Source organism: Dyadobacter sp. OTU695 (assembly GCF_038440355.1).
GTDB lineage: Bacteria > Bacteroidota > Bacteroidia > Cytophagales > Spirosomataceae > Dyadobacter.
Genome location: NZ_JASATN010000013.1, coordinates 149,132 through 166,865, shown reverse-complemented (window position 1 = coordinate 166,865; position 17,734 = coordinate 149,132). Strand labels below are relative to the sequence as shown.

Sequence of the window (17,734 nt, the reverse complement as noted above, 5' to 3'; positions counted from 1 at the left end):
GTTTAGGAAAACCTAATATAAATGTTTTTCGCCTTCTGACGACAGCAACCTTCATTTTGCGTTTCGCAGACGCATTCATCAATGCTTAGTAATCCATCCGAAATTTGGAAAGATCGGGCTTGTATTTCTTCGTCCTTGCCAGTTCATATTCGTAGACCAACCGCCCGAGGTTTTTCATAAATGGGTAGCACACTTCCTTGTACTCGTAATGGTCGTCATTGTAAATGCCGTCCTCGTTTGAATGCACGACCGCGCTAAGCATAAACTCGACATTGTGCTCAAAATCAACGATGTACGCATTGTCGATAATGAACCCGTAAGAGTCGCCGTATTTATTGAAAATCCTCATTCCGGGCTGTGGCAGAGCCTCCTTATCAGCTCCGTAAAACAGAAATTTGGCATAGAGCGGCCAGAATTCCGATGGATTGTATCGCGGAAAATCGCTTTCGGACGGCAACTTGCTCATGTAGGTGTAGATCAACCTATAATCATCGTGTGTGAGATGAAAGCGCTCATTAGCCGGAAAGGCTTCCGGGAAAAGCAGTTTTTTCATAACCTTCTGTTGATCGGTAAGGCTGAAAGCATTTTTGTTGGCCATATTGAATGGCTTCTCCACCAGCCGGTCGGAACTATCCATGTAAGCCCGGCCCATGGAGGTGTTCGTGAGATTCAACGGATAGTCTTTCGGATCAAATTGCCCGGGCTGGCTGTAAAGCAACTTGGTACCATCGTAAAAACTGATCGGATTGGTGTGCCGCGAAGTCTCCTCCGTGTCTTTCACAGCATAACGGTTCAGAATGCGGCTAGTACTCAGGCCATGTTTCCGCAACCGTTCATTAATTTCCGCCCGCCCGATCCATTCGTAAAGCCGGTTATAGGCGTCGTTGTCACTCACGAGCAGTATTTTCTTGATGTAATGTTCCAGGGAAGGCAGGCCGTTGGCGGCGGAAGTGTCCTTCTTAACCGGCGTCTGTTTCGCAAAATCAGCACCGGTGATTATCGTACTCGTTCGGCTCAGACCCGCAATTTTCAACTCGTTGAGTTTTTCCAATGCGAAAATTAAAGTGGGCAGTTTCACCGTGCTTGCCGGGAAAAAGTAATGCAGGTCGTCGAGGTTATAGCTGTAACTTTTGAAGTGCGGCACATTGTTTGCGTCGCGGTCTATTTGCGTGTAGAGAACCTGAACCTGGTTTTTTTGCGGATGATTCAGGATTTTGCCAAACTGCTCAGGCCGGCTCCGAAGCAGCTTTTCAAGCAAAACCGTATCAGGTTTCTGAGCCCGAACGGTCAGACCAATCAAAAGCATCAAAATTAGAGCCCTATACATATCAATCCATCAAAAATTAAATCGTCCCTTTCCTCCATCCTCCCTTTCTTCCAATTCTTACTCATCCCAATCCTCAACCTGCGACCGTTCCTCCGTCTTCGTCGAATTTGCCACGGCTTCGTTGATCTCGTCCATCTCGGCGGCGGTAAGGACGCGCCATTTTCCTACCGGCAGGTCATCGAGCGTCACATTCATGATCCGGACGCGTTTCAGCTTCGTTACATTATAACCCAGGTATTCGCACATCCGGCGGATTTGGCGATTGAGCCCCTGCGTCAAAATAATAGTGAATACAAAACTGCTCTCCTTTCGTACAAAGCATTTCTTGGTAATAACCCCCAAAACAGGTACTCCCGACGACATTTTCTGTATAAAATCGGGGGTAATGGGCTTGTTTACCGTTACCACATACTCTTTTTCGTGGTTATTTCCAGCCCGGAGTATTTTATTCACAATGTCGCCATCACTGGTAAGGAATATCAACCCTTCCGAAGGCTTGTCGAGCCGGCCGATCGGGAAAATGCGCTCTTTATGGCGGATATAATCGATGATATTTCCCTTGATATGCCGCTCGGTCGTGCAGGTAATGCCTACCGGCTTGTTGAATGCGATGTAAACGCCCGCCTTTTTTACTTTGAGCGGCTTCCCATCGACGCGCACGTCGTCGCCTTCCGTCGCTTTGTCACCCAATACCGCCTTCCGGCCATTGAGCGTCACGCGGCCCGCCTCCACGAGCTTGTCGGCTTCCCTGCGCGAACAAAACCCGGTTTCACTGATAAACTTGTTGATCCTGACTGGCTCCAATGCTTTCTATACTTTTTCCGATGCCCTATTTCGCTTATCGGGCGGCAAATTAGTTCAAATCACAAAAAAAATGGGGTTACATATAAAGATTCATGTGTTTTTGCCCTTTACCTCTTCAATGCTCATTATATCAGATCACAAAATAGAACAAATTGCCGGTCTATGAAAAATCGCTTTTTACTAAGTCAAATCTTTCTCTGGATAACCATTCTTTCCCTGCACGCCCAACCTGCGCGGAGGCCCGTGGAGGTAATCGTCACCGCCGACCGCGACGACTGGACTTACAAGCCCGGAGACAAAGTACAATTTATTGTTAGCGTACTGCGCAATGGAAACCCGGTCAAAAATGCACAGGTGCGTTATGAAATAGGGCTGGAAAAGCTTGATCCCACGATCAAGGAAACCAAAACCGCTGCCAACGGCACATTGACCATCGACGGCGGAACGCTCAAAACGCCCGGCTTTCTGCGCTGCATCGCCTGGGCGACTGTCGACGGCGTGGAATTCCGCGGTCTGGCCACCGCCGGTTTCGATCCGTTAAAAATACAACCGACCGTTGCCAACCCGGAAGATTTTGACACATTCTGGGATAATGCAAAGAAAGAACTGGCAGCTGTGCCGATGGATGCAAAGATGACTTTGCTCCCCGACCGGTGCACGGAAAAAACGAATGTTTACCACCTGAATTTGCAGAATAACCGCCAGGGCGTGCGTGTGTATGGCATTTTAAGTATTCCAAAAAAGGAAGGTAAATACCCTGCGCTCCTGCGCGTGCCCGGTGCCGGCGTACGCGCTTATTATGGAGATGTTGCCACCGCCGATAAGGAAATTATTACGCTCGAAATCGGTATCCATGGCATTCCCGTGATCATGGATCCATCCGTTTACCTCGATATGGGCCAGGGTGTGCTAAATGGCTACCCGGCTTATAATCTGGATGATAAGGACAAATTTTACTACAAACGCGTGTACCTCGGCTGTGTACGCGCTAACGACTTCCTGACAAGCCTGCCACAATATGACGGCAAGAACCTGGCTGTCACCGGCGGAAGCCAGGGCGGCGCGCTATCCATCATCACCGCCGGCCTCGATCCGCGTGTGAAATGGCTCGGTGCATTCTATCCCGCGTTGAGCGATGTGACGGGTTACCTGCACGGACGCGCGGGCGGATGGCCGCATTATTTTGACAAAAACGGCGTCAAAACAAATAATACAAAAGAGAAACTGAACACAGTTCCCTATTATGATGTGGTCAATTTCGCACGCAGGGTGAAAGCGCCCGGGCTTTATATGTGGGGTTTCAATGACGAGACCTGCCCGCCCACTTCCATGTACGCCGCCTACAACGTCACTACCGCGCCGAAAGAACTGAAACTTTACCTCGATACCGGCCACTGGACGTATTCCGACGAGCGCGACGCGATGAATAACTGGCTGATCGATAAACTACTCAAAGGCAAGTAAATCTTAACAAAACCGGAACATTATTTTATGGATCGCAGATCATTTATTGAAAAGTCGGCGCTTGCAGGTGCTGCATTTTCGTCGCTCCCACTGCTGACGGCATTGAAGCGCGCCTCGCCCTACCGCACTGCGCTGATAGGTGCAGGCTGGTGGGGTACCAATATCCTGCGGTGCGCCGTCCAGGCGGGTGAGTCCAAGTTGGTGGCATTATGCGATGTAGATCAGAATCAGCTGAAAATCTGCTCCGAAGTTTTCTCCCAACTCACACCGGACAAGCCGAAGCTGTACAAGGACTACCGCGAAATGCTGGCTAAGGAAAAGCCGGAAATCGTGATCGTAGCCACGCCCGACCACTGGCATGCATTATGCTGCATCGCCGCGATCGAGTCCGGTGCCCATGTTTATGTCGAAAAACCTATTTCTCATACTATTAAGGAAGGCCGGGCGATGGTGAATGCCACGCGCAAGCACGGGCGCATTGTACAGGTGGGTACGCACAGGCGCGTGTCGCCGCATAATGTGTCGGGCATGGAGTTCCTGAAATCGGGGAAGGCCGGGAAAATAGGGATGGCCCGGGCATTCGTGCATTATGGCGGCGGTCCTGGCCAGAAAACGCCGGACGCCGAACCACCGCAGGACCTCGATTGGGATTTCTACTGTGGCCCGGCGCCTCTGGTTCCATATAATAAAACAATTCACCCGAAAGGTTTCCGGAATTATCTCAATTTCGCGAACGGTACCCTGGGCGACTGGGGCATTCACTGGCTCGACCAGGTATTATGGTGGTCGGAACAGAAATACCCGAAAAAAATCTACTCCACAGGCGGCCGGGCGATCCGGCAGGATAACACCGACGCGCCTGACCATCAGGTTGCCGTATACGATTTTGATGGTTTTACCCTGGAATGGGAGCACCGCAATTTCGCCGCGAACAACGCCGAAAAAACGCACCCTAACCAGGCGGTAGGGGTCTATTTTTACGGAACCGAAGGCACATTTCACATGGGATGGCTCGACGGCTGGACGTTTTATCCTACCAATCCGAATAAACCTGTGATTCATCAGGACGCACAGCTCAACAAGCCCGACGACCAGAATATTCAACAACTCTGGGCCAATTTTCTGGAATCGATCAAAAGTAATAAACCGCCGGTCTGCGAAATAGAAGTGGGACAGCGTTCCACGAATGTGGCATTGCTGGGGATGCTTTCCTACAAACTGGGAAGGAGCATCGTATGGGATGGGGAGAAAGAAATCATTCCGGGTGATGAGGAAGCAAACAAACTGCTAAGCCGGGACTATCGGGGGGAGTGGAAGTATCCGCGGGTGTAATACTGGGGTCAGGTGTTGACAGGTATTGTCAGGTGTAGTCAGGGATTGTTGGGTGTTGACAAGTATTGTCAGGGATTGTCGGGTGTTGTCAAGTATTGTCAGTTGCAGTCAGGGATTGTCAAGTGTTGTGGGATTGTTATCTGCAAAATTTCACAACGACAACACCTGACCTTTTCTGACTACAAATGACCACTTCTGACCATTAGTCAATCTTAATAACTTCGGCAGGGATGTTGTACTGATCCACTGCTTCCCTTGCAAAGCGAACGTGTCCGCGCGGGGCCATCAGATATAGCTTTGCGCCTTTCATTCCTGCCAATTCGCTCAGCAGTTTCCATTTTGAGATATGGCCGCGCATCTGGTCGGTTTTCATGCAAACTTCCAGGTAGTGGCGGTTGAACATATTTACGCCGGTTACATCGGGCGTAAAACGGGTGTTGTCGGCTGCCCTTTCGTAGGACTTGGGTGTCTCATACCCTTCCATGTTGGCCTGAATGTCCTTGAACCCGTGCGACTGTGCCCACTTAACGACAAGCGGGATAAATGCTTCCTTTTCCATAATATCACGAATAATTTTCTGCTTTATTCCGGCAGTTTCTACAATACAAATCTTGACTGAGCAGAGGGTATACGACAGGAGCGATATTCCCGGTTGTGCAGGATCTTTCAATAAAGGTAGCCCATTTTCCGCAGAACCCCAAATTAACGGCCTGCGAGGTCAATCTTCAAGTTCATCCTTAAAATTGTTGAAAGCCGCCAGTAATTCGCGGTGCGCCTTGCCATTCTTCTGAATCTGTGCCAGTTCCACGCCCTTCCGATAAATTTCCTCAGCCCTTTCTGTTTTTTCCAATGCAGCAAAAAATGCGCCAGCATGGTAGTATGTCGGAAGGTAATCCGGATGTTTTTCGAGAAGAAGCTCGAAAAAACGCGCGGCCGCTCCGGGGTCGGATTTCGAATATTCGATCGCGAGCGCGTAGGCATTGAAGGGATCGGTCGGATCCTCTTCGTAAAAAGCGAGTAAATTGGCGAGTAGGGAGTTATTCATCGATATTATTATGCTTGCATACTATTCACTTTTCCCTTAATTTGCCCGGGTAAAGTTATTCTCATCAAACGCAAAGATAAGTAACCATACCATCATGAAAATACTCGTTTGTATAACTAATGTCCCCGATACAACCGCCAGGATAAGTTTCACCGACAACGACACCAAACTGAACAAAAACGGTGTACAGTTCATCATCGGTCCATACGACGACTACGCGCTGGCCAGAGGTGTAGAGTTGAAAGAACAATATAGCGGCAGCCTGACCGTCCTTCACGTAGGCGAGGCCGATGCCGAACCGCAGATCCGCAAAGCGTTGGCCATCGGTGCCGATGACGCTATCCGTGTAAATGCCGATCCGCAAGACTCCTATTTTGTTGCGGCGCAAATTGCCCATATCGCTGCCCAGAGCAGCTATGACCTGATCCTGATGGGCCGCGAATCTATTGATTACAACAGCGGCGTCGTGCACGGGCTCGTGGGTGAAATGCTGGGCATTCCCTCCTACTCGCCGGTTATGAAATTGGATATTGACGGCAACAATGCTACCATCACACGGGAGATCGACGGTGGTAAGGAAGTTTTAAAAGCGCCGCTTCCGTTGGTCCTGGGCTGCCAGGAGCCGATCGCTGAATGGAAAATTCCTAACATGCGCGGCATTATGACGGCACGTACCAAACCTTTGAATGTGGTGGAGCCGGTTCCTGTGGACGATATGACCGTTCCGCAGACTTACAAGCTGCCCGCTCCGAAAGGCGCTTGCAGGATGATCCCGGCCAGCGAAGCAGAAACGCTCATCAAACTGCTGCAAACCGAAGCAAAGGTGCTGTAATGCCTGCGCATTTTTCCCATTCAAATTAACACGATTATGTCAGTCCTTATATATGTAGAACTCGATAACGGTTCAATCAAAAAAACTTCGCTGGAAGCCGTGGCTTACGGCGCGAAAGTGGCAGCCCAGACCGGCGGCCAGGCCGTAGTGCTCGCATTGGGCAAAGCGGAAAACGCTGAACTCGAAAAAGCCGGACAATATGGTGCGGCAAAAGTACTCCACGCAGCCGATGCCAGGCTCGAACACGAAAATAGCCTCGCATACGCCGACGCGCTCGTGCAGGCGGCCTCTCAGGCAGGCAGCAAGATCATTATCCTTTCCAAATCAGGCCTTGGCGACGCAATGGCGGCACGTGCGGCAGCAAAACTAAAAGCGGGGATCGTGTCGGGTGTCACAGCATTGCCTGAAACGGATGGCGGTTTCAAAGTGACACGAAGCATCTTCACCGGCAAAGCGTTCGCAACGACGGAGATTAAGTCGGATATTAAAGTGCTTGTAGTGCGCAAAAATGCCGTGGAGATCGACGAGGCGGGCCTGACCGGCGGCAATGCGACCGTCGAAGCATTCCAACCCACATTACGCGATAGTGATTTTACGGCCAGTGTCGTAAGTGTTGAAAAAGCAGATTCAGAATTGTCGTTGACAGAAGCCGAAATTATTGTTTCGGGTGGTCGCGGCATGAAAGGACCTGAACACTGGCAACCGCTGATCGACCTTGCCAAAGCCCTGGGCGCGGCGACCGGCTGCTCGAAACCGGTTTCCGACCTCGACTGGCGCCCGCATCACGAGCATATCGGCCAGACGGGTATCAAAGTAGCCCCGAATTTATACATCGCCTGTGGAATTTCAGGCGCTATCCAGCACCTGGCGGGTGTCAACGGATCGAAATGCATCGTGGTGATCAACAAAGATCCGGAAGCACCGTTTTTCAAAGCCGCCGACTACGGAATCATCGGCGATGTTTTTGAAATATTACCGAAACTAACCGAAGCTGCAAAAAGCCTCAAATAGTGTTGCCAGGCCTATTTTTTCAAATTAGTTAAAAGGACCAGATTTAAAAAAGAAGCTTAAAATCAGTGGATTAACCCAATTTAATTTTTGGCCCGGCAATAGCGGCAGAATCTTAACCCTTACAGCATTTTTTTATGCAGTAAGGGTTATTTATTTTTGCACCTTTGATCCGCCAATGGCGCTTTTCAAACAGGAACACTTTAAAAGGTTTAGTTGTTAATTCGTTGAAAATCAACTGTCAGCCAAAAGACCATTCACCACGACTGTTAACCATTTGCGCATTTAATTCAAACGTGAAAAAAATCAAGTTAGAAATTCTGGGGCTTTCACCAAGCCAATCCCAAGCCGGCTCGTTTGCATTGGTACTGGGGGAAGAACTCGGCAACCGCAGGCTGCCCATCATTATCGGCGTATTCGAAGCCCAGGCCATTGCCGTCCAGATTGAAAACATAGTACCCAACCGCCCGATGACGCACGACCTGTTCAAGTCGTTCGCCGACGGCATGAATTATACATTGAAGGAAATCGTCATTTCGGACCTCAAAGAAGGCATTTTCTACGCCAAAATTGTGTGTACGGACAATCTTCGTGAGGTAGAGATCGACGCCCGCCCATCCGACGCCATCGCGATCGGCCTGCGTTTCGACATTCCTATTTATACTTACGAAACCATTTTGTCGGAAGCCGGTATCGTGTCCAGCTCGGTGACCGAAGAAGAAGATGAGGACGAGGACGCCGTTCGTGAAACGATCCGCCCCTCCGGTTCCAAAGACTCGCTCCGTGACCTTACTTTCGACGAGCTCCAACGCATGCTCGACGACGCCCTTTCGAAAGAAGATTACGAGAAAGCGGCGAAGATCCGCGACGAGATGGGAAGAAGGAACTGAAACCGCCATTATAGTTAAAAATAGTTAAGGATTGTCCTAAAAAGGGCTGTTTTGAAATTTTAATCCTTATTTTTGCCCGAGTCGTATTCCAGAAAACCGAACCAACGACGAGCGAAATCCTACGCTGTTATGCCTAAAAAAAAGAAGATCGGGAGTTACCCCAACGCAATGATCGTCATGAGCCTCACGGCTGCATTGTTTCTGATCGGCTTTTGCGGGCTCCTCGTGATCCAATCCAAAAAGCTGGTTTCCATTATCCGCCAGAATATCGAGGTGCGGGTATTTATCAATAAAGAAGTTTCCAAGGCCGGCCAGGATTCGATACTCCGCATCATTCAGGCTAAACCTTTTGTATTGAATTCTGCGGAAGCAAAGGCCATTACATTTGTATCAAAAGAAGAAGCCGCCAAGGAGTTCATTGAAGGTACCAAGGAAGATTTTGCCACTTTTCTCGGCGAAAACCCTTTACGCGACAGCTACCGCGTAAAAATCCAGGAAGATTATTTCGAGGAAGCGAAACTGCAACAGATCAAGAAGGAGCTCGATCAGGTGAAGGGAGTGTATGAAGTGGTTTATCAGGAAGACCTGGCCGACAATATCAACCGGAACGTCACCAAAATTTACATTGTACTGGCAAGCTTTGCGCTGATCATGCTGATTATCATCGTTTTGCTGGTCAACAATACGATCAAACTGGCCATCTATTCCCAACGCTTCCTGATCCGCAGTATGCAGCTCGTAGGCGCTACGAATGGGTTTATCCAAAAACCATATGTATTGCGCGGAGCCATTCAGGGCCTTGTCGGCGGCATTGTGGCAGCGATCCTGCTCATTGGCCTGCAACAGCTGGCGGTTAGAAATGTGGAGGGCCTCGCATTGTTGCAGGAATATGACAAGATCGTGATCCTCATTGCATGCGTACTCACCCTGGGTGTTGCCATCGGCGTGGCAAGTACGTACCAGTCGCTGGCGCGTTACCTGCGCATGGCCCTGGACGATCTTTACTGACCGGGCAGGCGACTGCCTCGGCAAACGCGTTTCTCATCCTCTTTCAGCTATTCAAGAACAGTAACCGATAAATAAACGTTATGAGTACTTCAAAAAATGAGCTTCCATTTTCGTCATCCAACTATGTGATGATGCTGGTAGGTATCGCGGTAATCCTCGCTGGCTTCCTGATTATGACATTCGACGGAGAAGAGTTTGGTTTCGGCTTTCTTGGCCTGACCCTCGGCCCCCTTGTTACCATTTCGGGCTTTATCATCGAGTTCTGGGCGATTCTCCGTAAACCAACCCATTCATGAGCATCTGGCAGGCCATTATTTTAGCAATTGTTGAAGGAATTACCGAGTTTTTGCCCATCTCTTCCACCGGGCACATGATCATAGCCTCCTCATTCATGGGGATCAGCCATCTGGAATTCACCAAAATGTTCACGGTCAATATCCAGTTCGGGGCTATACTTTCCGTTCTCGTGCTTTACTGGAGGCGATTTTTCCAGACCACCGATTTCTATTTCAAACTTTTTGTGGCATTCTTGCCGGCAGCCGTGATCGGCTTCCTGCTGAACGATTTTATCGATGCGTTGCTCGAAAATGTTTGGGTAGTAGCCATTTCCCTGCTTCTGGGAGGCTTTATCCTGATCTTTATCGACCGCATTGCAAACGATACCCGCGAAAAGGTGATTACTTTCCCTACCGCATTGAAAATCGGTTTTTTCCAATGCATCGCCATGATCCCAGGCGTTTCTCGTTCAGCTTCGACCATTATCGGCGGTATGCTCAATGGTTTGTCGAGAAAACAGGCAGCCGAATTTTCGTTCTTCCTCGCCGTGCCTACCATGGCTGCTGCGGGAGGTTACAAGCTGCTGAAAACATACGATACCATTCAGAAGGAAGATATTCAAACGCTGCTGATCGGTAATGCCGTCGCATTCGTCGTGGCCATGCTGGCGATCAAATTTTTTATCAGCTTTCTGACCAAGTACGGTTTCAAAGTTTTCGGTTACTACCGCATTATTCTGGGCCTTGTTCTACTTGGTTTGCTGGCGTCAGGCTACCAGCTGGACGTTGTTTAGCCCCTTTATTTCCCCCAATTTGAAACAAGAAGAAAACATACCCGACGAAGGCGAGGTCATCCTGATCGACAAGCCCTTGACGTGGACTTCATTTGATGTGGCCAACAAGCTCAAAAGAGCTTGCAAATTCAAGAAAATAGGCCATGCCGGTACACTGGACCCGCTAGCTACCGGCTTGCTGATCCTCTGTACCGGTAAAAAAACCAAACAGATCGACCTCTTCCAGGCACAGGAAAAAGAGTACACCGGCACCATGGTGCTGGGTAAAACGACGCCTTCCATCGATCTGGAAACCGATATCGACGCAGAATATCCGATCGACCATATTACGCCGGAAGTACTCGAAAATGCACGCAGGCAACTTACCGGCCCTATCGAACAAATTCCGCCGCTTTACTCGGCCATCAAAATCGACGGTGTGCGTGCGTACAAGCTTGCGCGACGGGGTGAGGACGCCGAGATCAAGAAGCGCGCGGTAGAGATCAAGCTGTTTGAAATAGACGCTACCCACTTTCCTTCCATCGATTTTAGGATCATTTGTTCAAAAGGTACTTATATTCGCAGTATGGTTCGCGATTTCGGCGAGCTGGCGGGCAGCGGCGCTTACATGAGCAAGCTGTGCAGGACCAGGATCGGCGACTTCGAACTGAAAGATGCGTGGGAGCTGACCGCTTTCATTCATCAGAAACGAGTGGCTTTGAATTTGGAGGTTGACGAATGAACATTTATCATAGCCTGGATTCCTTTCAAAAACTGGAATATGGCGTCGTAACCAGCGGTACTTTCGACGGGGTACATCTGGGACATCAAAAAATATTAACCCGTCTTAAAGAAATCACCGAACAATCGGGCGGCGAATCGGTGGTCCTGACTTTCTGGCCGCATCCGCGTACGGTGGTGTCGGAAGACAGTCAGGATCTGCAACTGCTTTCCACGATTGAAGAGAAAATAGAACTGTTTTCGAAGCTGGGCATTCAGCATCTTGCGATCATCCCGTTCACGCGCTCTTTTTCCGAACTCACTTCCGACGAGTTCATCAAACAGATTCTCGTAGAGAGAATCGGGACAAAAAAACTTGTGATCGGCTACGACCATCGCTTCGGCCGCAACCGGGAAGGCAGTTTTGAATTTTTGCAAAAAAACTGCTCGGAATATGGCTTCGAAGTGGAGGAAATTCCCAGAGAGGATATCGAGCACACGGCCATCAGCTCAACACGCATCCGTAAAGCGCTGATTACCGGGCATATTCATGAAGCCAATGAGTTGCTGGGACGCGCCTATACGCTTTCGGGAACTGTGGTAAAAGGGAAACAACTCGGACGTACGATCGGCTTTCCTACCGCCAACCTGTACGTGCACGAACCCTACAAGCTGATCCCGATGAACGGCGTGTATGTCATCCATGCGGTTTACCAGGACCAGGTATTTCAGGGAATGCTCAATATCGGTGTGCGGCCTACCGTGGACGGCACCGTCAGGACGATAGAAGCGAACCTATTCGGCTTTGACAAAGAAATTTACGGCGAAGACCTTAAATTGGAATTGCTTCATTATCTTCGTCCGGAACAGAAATTCAACGGGCTCGATATGCTCGTTAAACAGATCGGAATCGATCGGGAAAATACCCTGGCCTATTTCGCCTGACCTGCACGAACTCTTTTTCCTACTCATACAGTTTGCTTTTGCGAAAAGCGTGCCCTACCGGCACGCTTTTATTATGGCTATACGTAAAATCCGGACTAAACCTGCTTTTCTATGCAGGGTCCCGAATGCCAATCCTTTTCCTTTATGAAACACTACGACGCAATTGTAATCGGTGCGGGCCAGGCAGGCACGCCGCTTTGCCGCAAACTGGCCGAATCAGGTTTAAAAACTGCATTAATTGAAAAAAGATGGGTCGGAGGGACGTGCGTCAACGACGGTTGCTCCCCTACCAAAGCGATGGTCGCCTCCGCGAAAGCGGCATGGTCGGCGCGCCATAATGAGACCCTGGGCGTGAGCGTAGGCAGCATTACCATCGATTTCGATGAAGTTCTGGAACGGAAAAACAGTATTGTGCACCGCATGCGGGGCAATTCGGAAAAACGTATCCTGGACACCGCCGGCCTGGACCTGATTTACGGTACCGCGCGGTTCAGCGGCCGAAAGGAAATTACGGTATCATTAAAGGAAGGCGGGACCGAAACAATCACATCAGATAAATTCTTCATCAACACCGGCTTACAGCCAGAGATTCCTGAAATAGAGGGGCTTAGCGCTATCCCCTATCTCACTTCCACTACCATTATGGAGCTGTCGGAAGTGCCTGAGCATCTGCTCATCCTGGGCAGCGGATACATTGCGTTGGAATTTGGGCAGATGTTTGCAAGGTTTGGCAGCAAGGTAACGCTGATAGAGCCATCGGAACGGCTACTGAAAAGAGAAGATAAGGATATTGCCGAAGCGATTGTGAAAATACTCGCGCTGGAAAATATTGAAATACTTACCAACACCAGGGCGACCCGGTTCTCTCAAAACGGGCATATTATTGCCGCAACACTGGAAAGCGGGGATATTAAAAGTCATCGCTCGTGTACGCACGTGCTCGTAGCAGCCGGGCGCGAGCCGCAACTTGGCGAATTCGGCCTCGAAGTGGCAGGTATCGACGTCGATGAAAGGGGACGTATCAAGGTCAATTCACAACTTGAAACCTCTGCCGAAGGCATTTACGCGTTGGGCGACATCAAAGGCGGTCCGGCATTTACACACGTTTCCTATGACGATTACCGGCTGATCATCCAGCATGTTGTTGAGAAAAAACAAATCAGCATTGCCGACCGGCTCATTCCATATTGCATGTTTATCGACCCGCAGCTGGGCCGCGTAGGCATTACCGAACAGGAAGCCCGGGAAAAAGGGATGGATATTAAAGTAGCCGTCCTGCAAAACGACAGCGTAGCCCGGTCCATCGAAACCGGCGACGTGCGGGGAATGATGAAAGCCGTCGTGGATGCCAAAACAGGTAAAATCCTGGGAGCGGCAGTGCTGGCCGAACAAGGCGGTGAGATTGTAACGATCCTTCAAATGGCTATGATGGGTGGCGTTACCTACCAACAAATCCTGAACGGCGTTTTTGCGCATCCTACCTATGCCGAGTCGCTGAACAACCTTTTTATGACGCTCGAATCATAGCCTACGTTCGCTTTTTTCCATGAAAATGGATCGTTTTCCGGCTGATTTACGTACAGAAGAATAGGCAAATCCTTTTTGCAGACCTGAACCACGTACCCGTTAGCAAGCATCATGATCATTGCCGACCACATCAGCAAATATTTTAATGGTATTGAGGCAGTTATAGATGTTTCCTTCCGGGTTGGCAAGGGGGAAACAATGGTATTGCTGGGTACGAGCGGCTGCGGTAAGACGACTACGCTTAAAATGCTCAACCGTTTGATCGAAGCAACATCCGGTCGCATCGAGATTCTTGGAAAAGATATCTCCGAAGAAAAACCGGAAATACTCCGGCGGTCCATCGGCTATGTCTCTCAAAACAACGGGCTTTTTCCGCATTACACCGTTGCCGAAAACATTGCGATCGTCCCCAGACTGCTGAACTGGTCTGCTAACGACATCGCTGAGCAAACCAGGCGGCTACTCGAACAGCTCAAACTTCCGCAGGATTTCAAAGGCAAATATCCCGGCGAGCTCAGCGGCGGCCAGCAGCAGCGTGTGGCCATTGCCCGGGCATTGATCGCCGACCCACCGGTATTGCTGCTCGACGAACCTTTCGGCGCGCTCGACCCCGTCACCCGCGCGAGTGTACGCAAGGACTTCACCGATTTGCCTGCATTACGCGAAAAAACCATCGTCCTCGTAACACACGACGTGCAGGAGGCGCTCGAATTGGGCGACCATATTTGCCTGATGGACAAAGGACGAATTGTGCAATCGGGTACTTCCGCCGACCTCTTGTTCAGACCTGCCAGCGATTTTGTGCGCGCTTTCTTCGACGAACAACGATTTTTACTGGAATTGAAAGCCGTTTCGCTCCGGGAAATAATAAATGTGTTACCAAATGCAGAAACGACGTATCAACATTATCTGAACCCGGATCACAACCTTTGGGACGCACTCGAAATGCTTTCCCGCCATCAACGCGATCGGGTGAATGTGCGGACTGACGATAATGAAATGAAATCGCTGAGCATGGCGGACATCCATCGCATTTATAACCAGGTCAAACAGCAGGCATAATGGAAGAACAACAGTCATTATGGGCATTTATGGCGCAGCAATCAGATAAGCTGTGGAGCCAGACCGTGGCCCATATCGGCCTGACCTGCATTTCCCTGCTTATCGCCATCGCCATCGGATTACCTCTTGGAATCTGGATCGCGCGGCGTCAAAAAGCTGCCTGGCTGGTACTAGGTATTGCCGGAGTTCTTCAAACCATTCCCAGTATCGCCTTACTCGGTTTTATGATCCCGCTACTCGGGATTGGAGCATTGCCTGCTATTACGGCGTTGTTTCTCTATGCGCTGCTGCCCATTATCCGAAACACTTTTACCGGCATTACGGGCGTCGACCCGGCCATTACGGAATCGGCGCTGGGCATGGGAATGAACTCATGGCAGATATTGACGGGCGTCGAATTACCGCTGGCAATGCCGGTGATCCTTGCCGGGATCCGGACTGCGACGGTCATTAATGTGGGCGTCGCCACTTTGGCCGCCTATATTGCCGCGGGCGGCCTCGGCGAGTTCATCTTCGGAGGAATTGCATTGAATAACACGCAAATGATCCTCGCCGGGGCCATTCCGGCAGCATTACTGGCAGTTCTGCTGGATTTTTTGCTTTCATTATTGCAAAAGACAGGTCTGAAAAGAATGCGCAAAATCTCGGTCGTCTTACCCATCCTTCTGCTTTTACTCTCTTCATTTTACCTCATACCTTACACAAAAGGCAACTTATTGGCCGGTTTCACACCCGAGTTTATGGGCCGGGAAGACGGTTACTTGGGTTTAAAGTCCAGATACAAGCTTGATATTCAGACCGTAGTGATCAGCGACGCGGTCATGTACAAAGCGGCATTTGAAAAAAAACTTGACGTTATCAGCGGGTACAGCACCGACGGCAGGCTGAAAGCATTCGACCTCGTTACCCTCGAAGATGATCAGAACATTTTCCCACCCTACTATGCCGCACCAGTCGTACGGAGTGAGGCGCTTATTCAACACCCTGAATTACAACCGGTTCTTGAAAAACTCTCGGGTTATATCAATGACTCGGTCATGACGGAACTGAACTACCGGGTCGATTACCTCAAACAAGCGCCCGACCGCGTCGCGCATGATTTTCTCGTATCCAAAAACCTTTATCGACAGCCCCGAAACGGTAATAAGGGCGTTATACGCCTCGGTTCCAAGATTTTTGCCGAACAATACATTCTGATTCAAATGTATAAAGAGCTGATCGAAGGTGATACCGATCTTAAAGCCGTTACCAAAACCGGTTTGGGCGGCACAAAAATTTGTTTCGATGCATTGAACAATGCAGAAATCGATATGTATCCGGAGTACACCGGCACCGGCCTGCTGGCGATCCTCAAACCAAGTCGGGCGCAGCTTAAAAGTCTCGCCGGCGACCGCGAAAAGGTTTATGACTATGTCAAAAATGAATTTTTAAAACAGTATAAGCTGCAATGGCTACGGCCAATCGGCTTCAATAATGCCTATGCGCTGATGATGCGGCGCCAACAGGCACAATCCTTGAACATCCAATCCATCACCGACCTAAAAAACTATGCAACTAATGGAAACCACCGGCATTAGGGAAGCATTTCACAATGTCAGAAAGCATTCGGAGTACATTTGCGAGCCGCTCGAAACGGAAGATTATGTGCCGCAACCGGTTGCATTCGTGAGCCCGCCCAAGTGGCACCTCGCGCATTCGACCTGGTTTTTTGAAACATTCATTCTCAAACCCAATGTACCGGGCTACCGCGTTTACGACCCCGATTTCAACTATTTGTTCAACAGCTATTATAACAACGTAGGCGAACGCACACTTCGCACCGACCGGGGAAATGTGACGCGGCCCACCACCACGGCCGTTTACGCTTACCGCAAATATGTGGACGAGCAAATGGACATCTATCTCGAAGAACTTACTGACCCGGACGTGCTGGCCCTGGTTGAGCTCGGCCTGCATCATGAACAGCAGCATCAGGAGTTATTAATGACGGACATCAAATACATTCTCGGCCATAATCCGCTCTTTCCGGTGTACCGTGAAGGACAGAATATGGTAAACGGCCGAAATACCGAAACGGGTTTTCTGACTATCCCCGAAGGCATTTACGACATCGGACACCAGGGCGAAGGCTTTTGCTTTGATAATGAATTAGGCAGACATAAGGTGTTTTTGCACGAGTTCGGGATTGCCAAAGCACTTGTTACCAACGGCGAGTACATTGAATTTATGGACGCCGGCGGTTATCAGGACTTCAATCTCTGGCTTGATGAAGGCTGGTCGTGGGTTAATGAAAACCACATATCAGCGCCCATGTACTGGCATCAGATCGATGGCGAATGGCACTATTTCACCTTAAATGGTTTGCAAAAAGTCGATCCGGAAGCCATTCTGAGCCATATCAGCTTTTTCGAGGCGGCGGCATACGCACAATGGAAAGGCATGCGGCTGCCTACCGAATTTGAATGGGAAATCGCATCCGCAAACCTTGACTGGGGTCAGCGCTGGGAATGGACCAATAGCGCCTACCTACCCTACCCTGGCTTTTCCAAGGCACCCGGGGCTGTTGGAGAGTACAATGGCAAATTTATGGTTAACCAGATGGTACTTCGCGGGGCTTCTGTGGCAACCTCGCCGGGACATGCACGGAAGACCTATCGTAATTTCTTTCACACACACGAGCGCTGGCAATATACGGGTATCCGGCTGGCACGATAAATTATTC

The 17,734-nt window shown here is 49.8% G+C and carries 18 protein-coding genes; 14 read left to right on the top strand and 4 right to left on the bottom strand.

All coding sequences use genetic code 11. The features are described 5' to 3' along the window. Positions 1–85: 85 nt before the first annotated feature. Both AAHB90_RS22555 and rluF read right to left on the bottom strand, forming a co-directional pair. Positions 86–1,327 (bottom strand): serine hydrolase, encoded by a 1,242-nt coding sequence (locus AAHB90_RS22555; protein ID WP_342087502.1) that lies wholly within the window; start codon positions 1,325–1,327, stop codon positions 86–88. Between the two features lie 57 nt (positions 1,328–1,384). Beyond that, the gene (gene rluF / locus AAHB90_RS22550; protein ID WP_342087501.1) at positions 1,385–2,131 is read right to left on the bottom strand and encodes a 23S rRNA pseudouridine(2604) synthase RluF; all 747 of its coding nucleotides are present in this window, start codon (positions 2,129–2,131) and stop codon (positions 1,385–1,387) included. 162 nt (positions 2,132–2,293) lie between these two features. Here rluF and AAHB90_RS22545 point away from each other — a divergent pair, with 162 nt between their 5' ends. Together AAHB90_RS22545 and AAHB90_RS22540 are read left to right on the top strand one after the other, a co-directional pair. Beyond that, positions 2,294–3,595, top strand: coding sequence for an acetylxylan esterase (locus AAHB90_RS22545; RefSeq protein ID WP_342087500.1), 1,302 nt, complete (start codon positions 2,294–2,296; stop codon positions 3,593–3,595). Between the two features lie 27 nt (positions 3,596–3,622). Next, positions 3,623–4,927 carry a Gfo/Idh/MocA family protein gene (locus tag AAHB90_RS22540; protein ID WP_342087499.1) on the top strand — a complete coding sequence of 435 codons (1,305 nt, stop codon included), beginning with the start codon at positions 3,623–3,625 and terminating at the stop codon, positions 4,925–4,927. Positions 4,928–5,129: 202 nt separating this feature from the next. Here the strand turns inward: AAHB90_RS22540 and AAHB90_RS22535 are convergent, their stop codons facing one another. After that, the gene (locus AAHB90_RS22535) at positions 5,130–5,486 is read right to left on the bottom strand and encodes a hypothetical protein (RefSeq protein ID WP_342087498.1); all 357 of its coding nucleotides are present in this window, start codon (positions 5,484–5,486) and stop codon (positions 5,130–5,132) included. A 159-nt stretch (positions 5,487–5,645) separates the two neighbouring features. Further along, positions 5,646–5,972 (bottom strand): tetratricopeptide repeat protein, encoded by a 327-nt coding sequence (locus tag AAHB90_RS22530; RefSeq protein ID WP_342087497.1) that lies wholly within the window; start codon positions 5,970–5,972, stop codon positions 5,646–5,648. Between the two features lie 94 nt (positions 5,973–6,066). On the opposite strand from AAHB90_RS22530, the gene AAHB90_RS22525 reads away from it, so the two are divergent. The 12 genes from AAHB90_RS22525 to egtB all read left to right on the top strand — a co-directional run bounded on the left by AAHB90_RS22525 (position 6,067) and on the right by egtB (position 17,727). After that, on the top strand, positions 6,067–6,804 hold the full coding sequence (locus tag AAHB90_RS22525) for an electron transfer flavoprotein subunit beta/FixA family protein (protein WP_342087496.1): 738 nt from the start codon (positions 6,067–6,069) through the stop codon (positions 6,802–6,804). 36 nt (positions 6,805–6,840) lie between these two features. After that, positions 6,841–7,815 (top strand): electron transfer flavoprotein subunit alpha/FixB family protein, encoded by a 975-nt coding sequence (locus AAHB90_RS22520; protein WP_342087495.1) that lies wholly within the window; start codon positions 6,841–6,843, stop codon positions 7,813–7,815. A 293-nt stretch (positions 7,816–8,108) separates the two neighbouring features. After that, complete coding sequence (locus AAHB90_RS22515) at positions 8,109–8,702, top strand: bifunctional nuclease family protein (RefSeq protein WP_090376679.1); 594 nt, start codon at positions 8,109–8,111, stop codon at positions 8,700–8,702. A 129-nt stretch (positions 8,703–8,831) separates the two neighbouring features. Continuing rightward, complete coding sequence (locus AAHB90_RS22510) at positions 8,832–9,710, top strand: cell division protein FtsX (RefSeq protein WP_342087494.1); 879 nt, start codon at positions 8,832–8,834, stop codon at positions 9,708–9,710. An 80-nt stretch (positions 9,711–9,790) separates the two neighbouring features. Beyond that, entirely contained in the window at positions 9,791–10,006 is a 216-nt protein-coding gene (locus AAHB90_RS22505) for a DUF3098 domain-containing protein (RefSeq protein WP_342087493.1), read from the top strand. After that, on the top strand, positions 10,003–10,779 hold the full coding sequence (locus AAHB90_RS22500; protein ID WP_342087492.1) for an undecaprenyl-diphosphate phosphatase: 777 nt from the start codon (positions 10,003–10,005) through the stop codon (positions 10,777–10,779). The genes AAHB90_RS22505 and AAHB90_RS22500 overlap by 4 nt, the downstream gene beginning before the upstream one ends. 19 nt (positions 10,780–10,798) lie before the next feature. Then, positions 10,799–11,500: a tRNA pseudouridine(55) synthase TruB gene (gene truB / locus AAHB90_RS22495; protein ID WP_342087491.1), complete on the top strand. Its 702-nt coding sequence runs from the start codon at positions 10,799–10,801 to the stop codon at positions 11,498–11,500. Further along, a complete protein-coding gene (locus AAHB90_RS22490) occupies positions 11,497–12,423 on the top strand; it encodes a bifunctional riboflavin kinase/FAD synthetase (RefSeq protein ID WP_342087490.1) in 927 nt (308 codons plus the stop codon). The genes truB and AAHB90_RS22490 overlap by 4 nt, the downstream gene beginning before the upstream one ends. 144 nt (positions 12,424–12,567) lie before the next feature. Next, on the top strand, positions 12,568–13,950 hold the full coding sequence (locus AAHB90_RS22485) for a mercuric reductase (protein WP_342087489.1): 1,383 nt from the start codon (positions 12,568–12,570) through the stop codon (positions 13,948–13,950). A 111-nt stretch (positions 13,951–14,061) separates the two neighbouring features. Next, entirely contained in the window at positions 14,062–15,012 is a 951-nt protein-coding gene (locus tag AAHB90_RS22480; protein ID WP_342087488.1) for an ABC transporter ATP-binding protein, read from the top strand. Next, positions 15,012–16,589, top strand: a complete 1,578-nt coding sequence (locus AAHB90_RS22475) for an ABC transporter permease/substrate-binding protein (RefSeq protein ID WP_342087487.1) — start codon at positions 15,012–15,014, stop codon at positions 16,587–16,589. The genes AAHB90_RS22480 and AAHB90_RS22475 overlap by 1 nt, the downstream gene beginning before the upstream one ends. Beyond that, the gene (egtB, locus tag AAHB90_RS22470) at positions 16,570–17,727 is read left to right on the top strand and encodes an ergothioneine biosynthesis protein EgtB (protein WP_342087486.1); all 1,158 of its coding nucleotides are present in this window, start codon (positions 16,570–16,572) and stop codon (positions 17,725–17,727) included. Before AAHB90_RS22475 ends, egtB begins: the two co-directional genes overlap by 20 nt. Positions 17,728–17,734 lie beyond the last annotated feature (7 nt).

What these genes read in the sequence shown, in the direction of transcription:
- AAHB90_RS22555 (WP_342087502.1), bottom strand. Translation starts at nt 1,327, where the DNA reads ATGTATAGGGCTCTAATTTTGATGCTTTTGATTGGTCTGACCGTTCGG.
- AAHB90_RS22545 (WP_342087500.1), top strand. Translation starts at nt 2,294, where the DNA reads ATGAAAAATCGCTTTTTACTAAGTCAAATCTTTCTCTGGATAACCATT.
- AAHB90_RS22540 (WP_342087499.1), top strand. Translation starts at nt 3,623, where the DNA reads ATGGATCGCAGATCATTTATTGAAAAGTCGGCGCTTGCAGGTGCTGCA.
- AAHB90_RS22535 (WP_342087498.1), bottom strand. Translation starts at nt 5,486, where the DNA reads ATGGAAAAGGAAGCATTTATCCCGCTTGTCGTTAAGTGGGCACAGTCG.
- AAHB90_RS22530 (WP_342087497.1), bottom strand. Translation starts at nt 5,972, where the DNA reads ATGAATAACTCCCTACTCGCCAATTTACTCGCTTTTTACGAAGAGGAT.
- AAHB90_RS22525 (WP_342087496.1), top strand. Translation starts at nt 6,067, where the DNA reads ATGAAAATACTCGTTTGTATAACTAATGTCCCCGATACAACCGCCAGG.
- AAHB90_RS22520 (WP_342087495.1), top strand. Translation starts at nt 6,841, where the DNA reads ATGTCAGTCCTTATATATGTAGAACTCGATAACGGTTCAATCAAAAAA.
- AAHB90_RS22510 (WP_342087494.1), top strand. Translation starts at nt 8,832, where the DNA reads ATGCCTAAAAAAAAGAAGATCGGGAGTTACCCCAACGCAATGATCGTC.
- AAHB90_RS22505 (WP_342087493.1), top strand. Translation starts at nt 9,791, where the DNA reads ATGAGTACTTCAAAAAATGAGCTTCCATTTTCGTCATCCAACTATGTG.
- AAHB90_RS22500 (WP_342087492.1), top strand. Translation starts at nt 10,003, where the DNA reads ATGAGCATCTGGCAGGCCATTATTTTAGCAATTGTTGAAGGAATTACC.
- AAHB90_RS22490 (WP_342087490.1), top strand. Translation starts at nt 11,497, where the DNA reads ATGAACATTTATCATAGCCTGGATTCCTTTCAAAAACTGGAATATGGC.
- AAHB90_RS22485 (WP_342087489.1), top strand. Translation starts at nt 12,568, where the DNA reads ATGAAACACTACGACGCAATTGTAATCGGTGCGGGCCAGGCAGGCACG.
- AAHB90_RS22480 (WP_342087488.1), top strand. Translation starts at nt 14,062, where the DNA reads ATGATCATTGCCGACCACATCAGCAAATATTTTAATGGTATTGAGGCA.
- AAHB90_RS22475 (WP_342087487.1), top strand. Translation starts at nt 15,012, where the DNA reads ATGGAAGAACAACAGTCATTATGGGCATTTATGGCGCAGCAATCAGAT.
- egtB (WP_342087486.1), top strand. Translation starts at nt 16,570, where the DNA reads ATGGAAACCACCGGCATTAGGGAAGCATTTCACAATGTCAGAAAGCAT.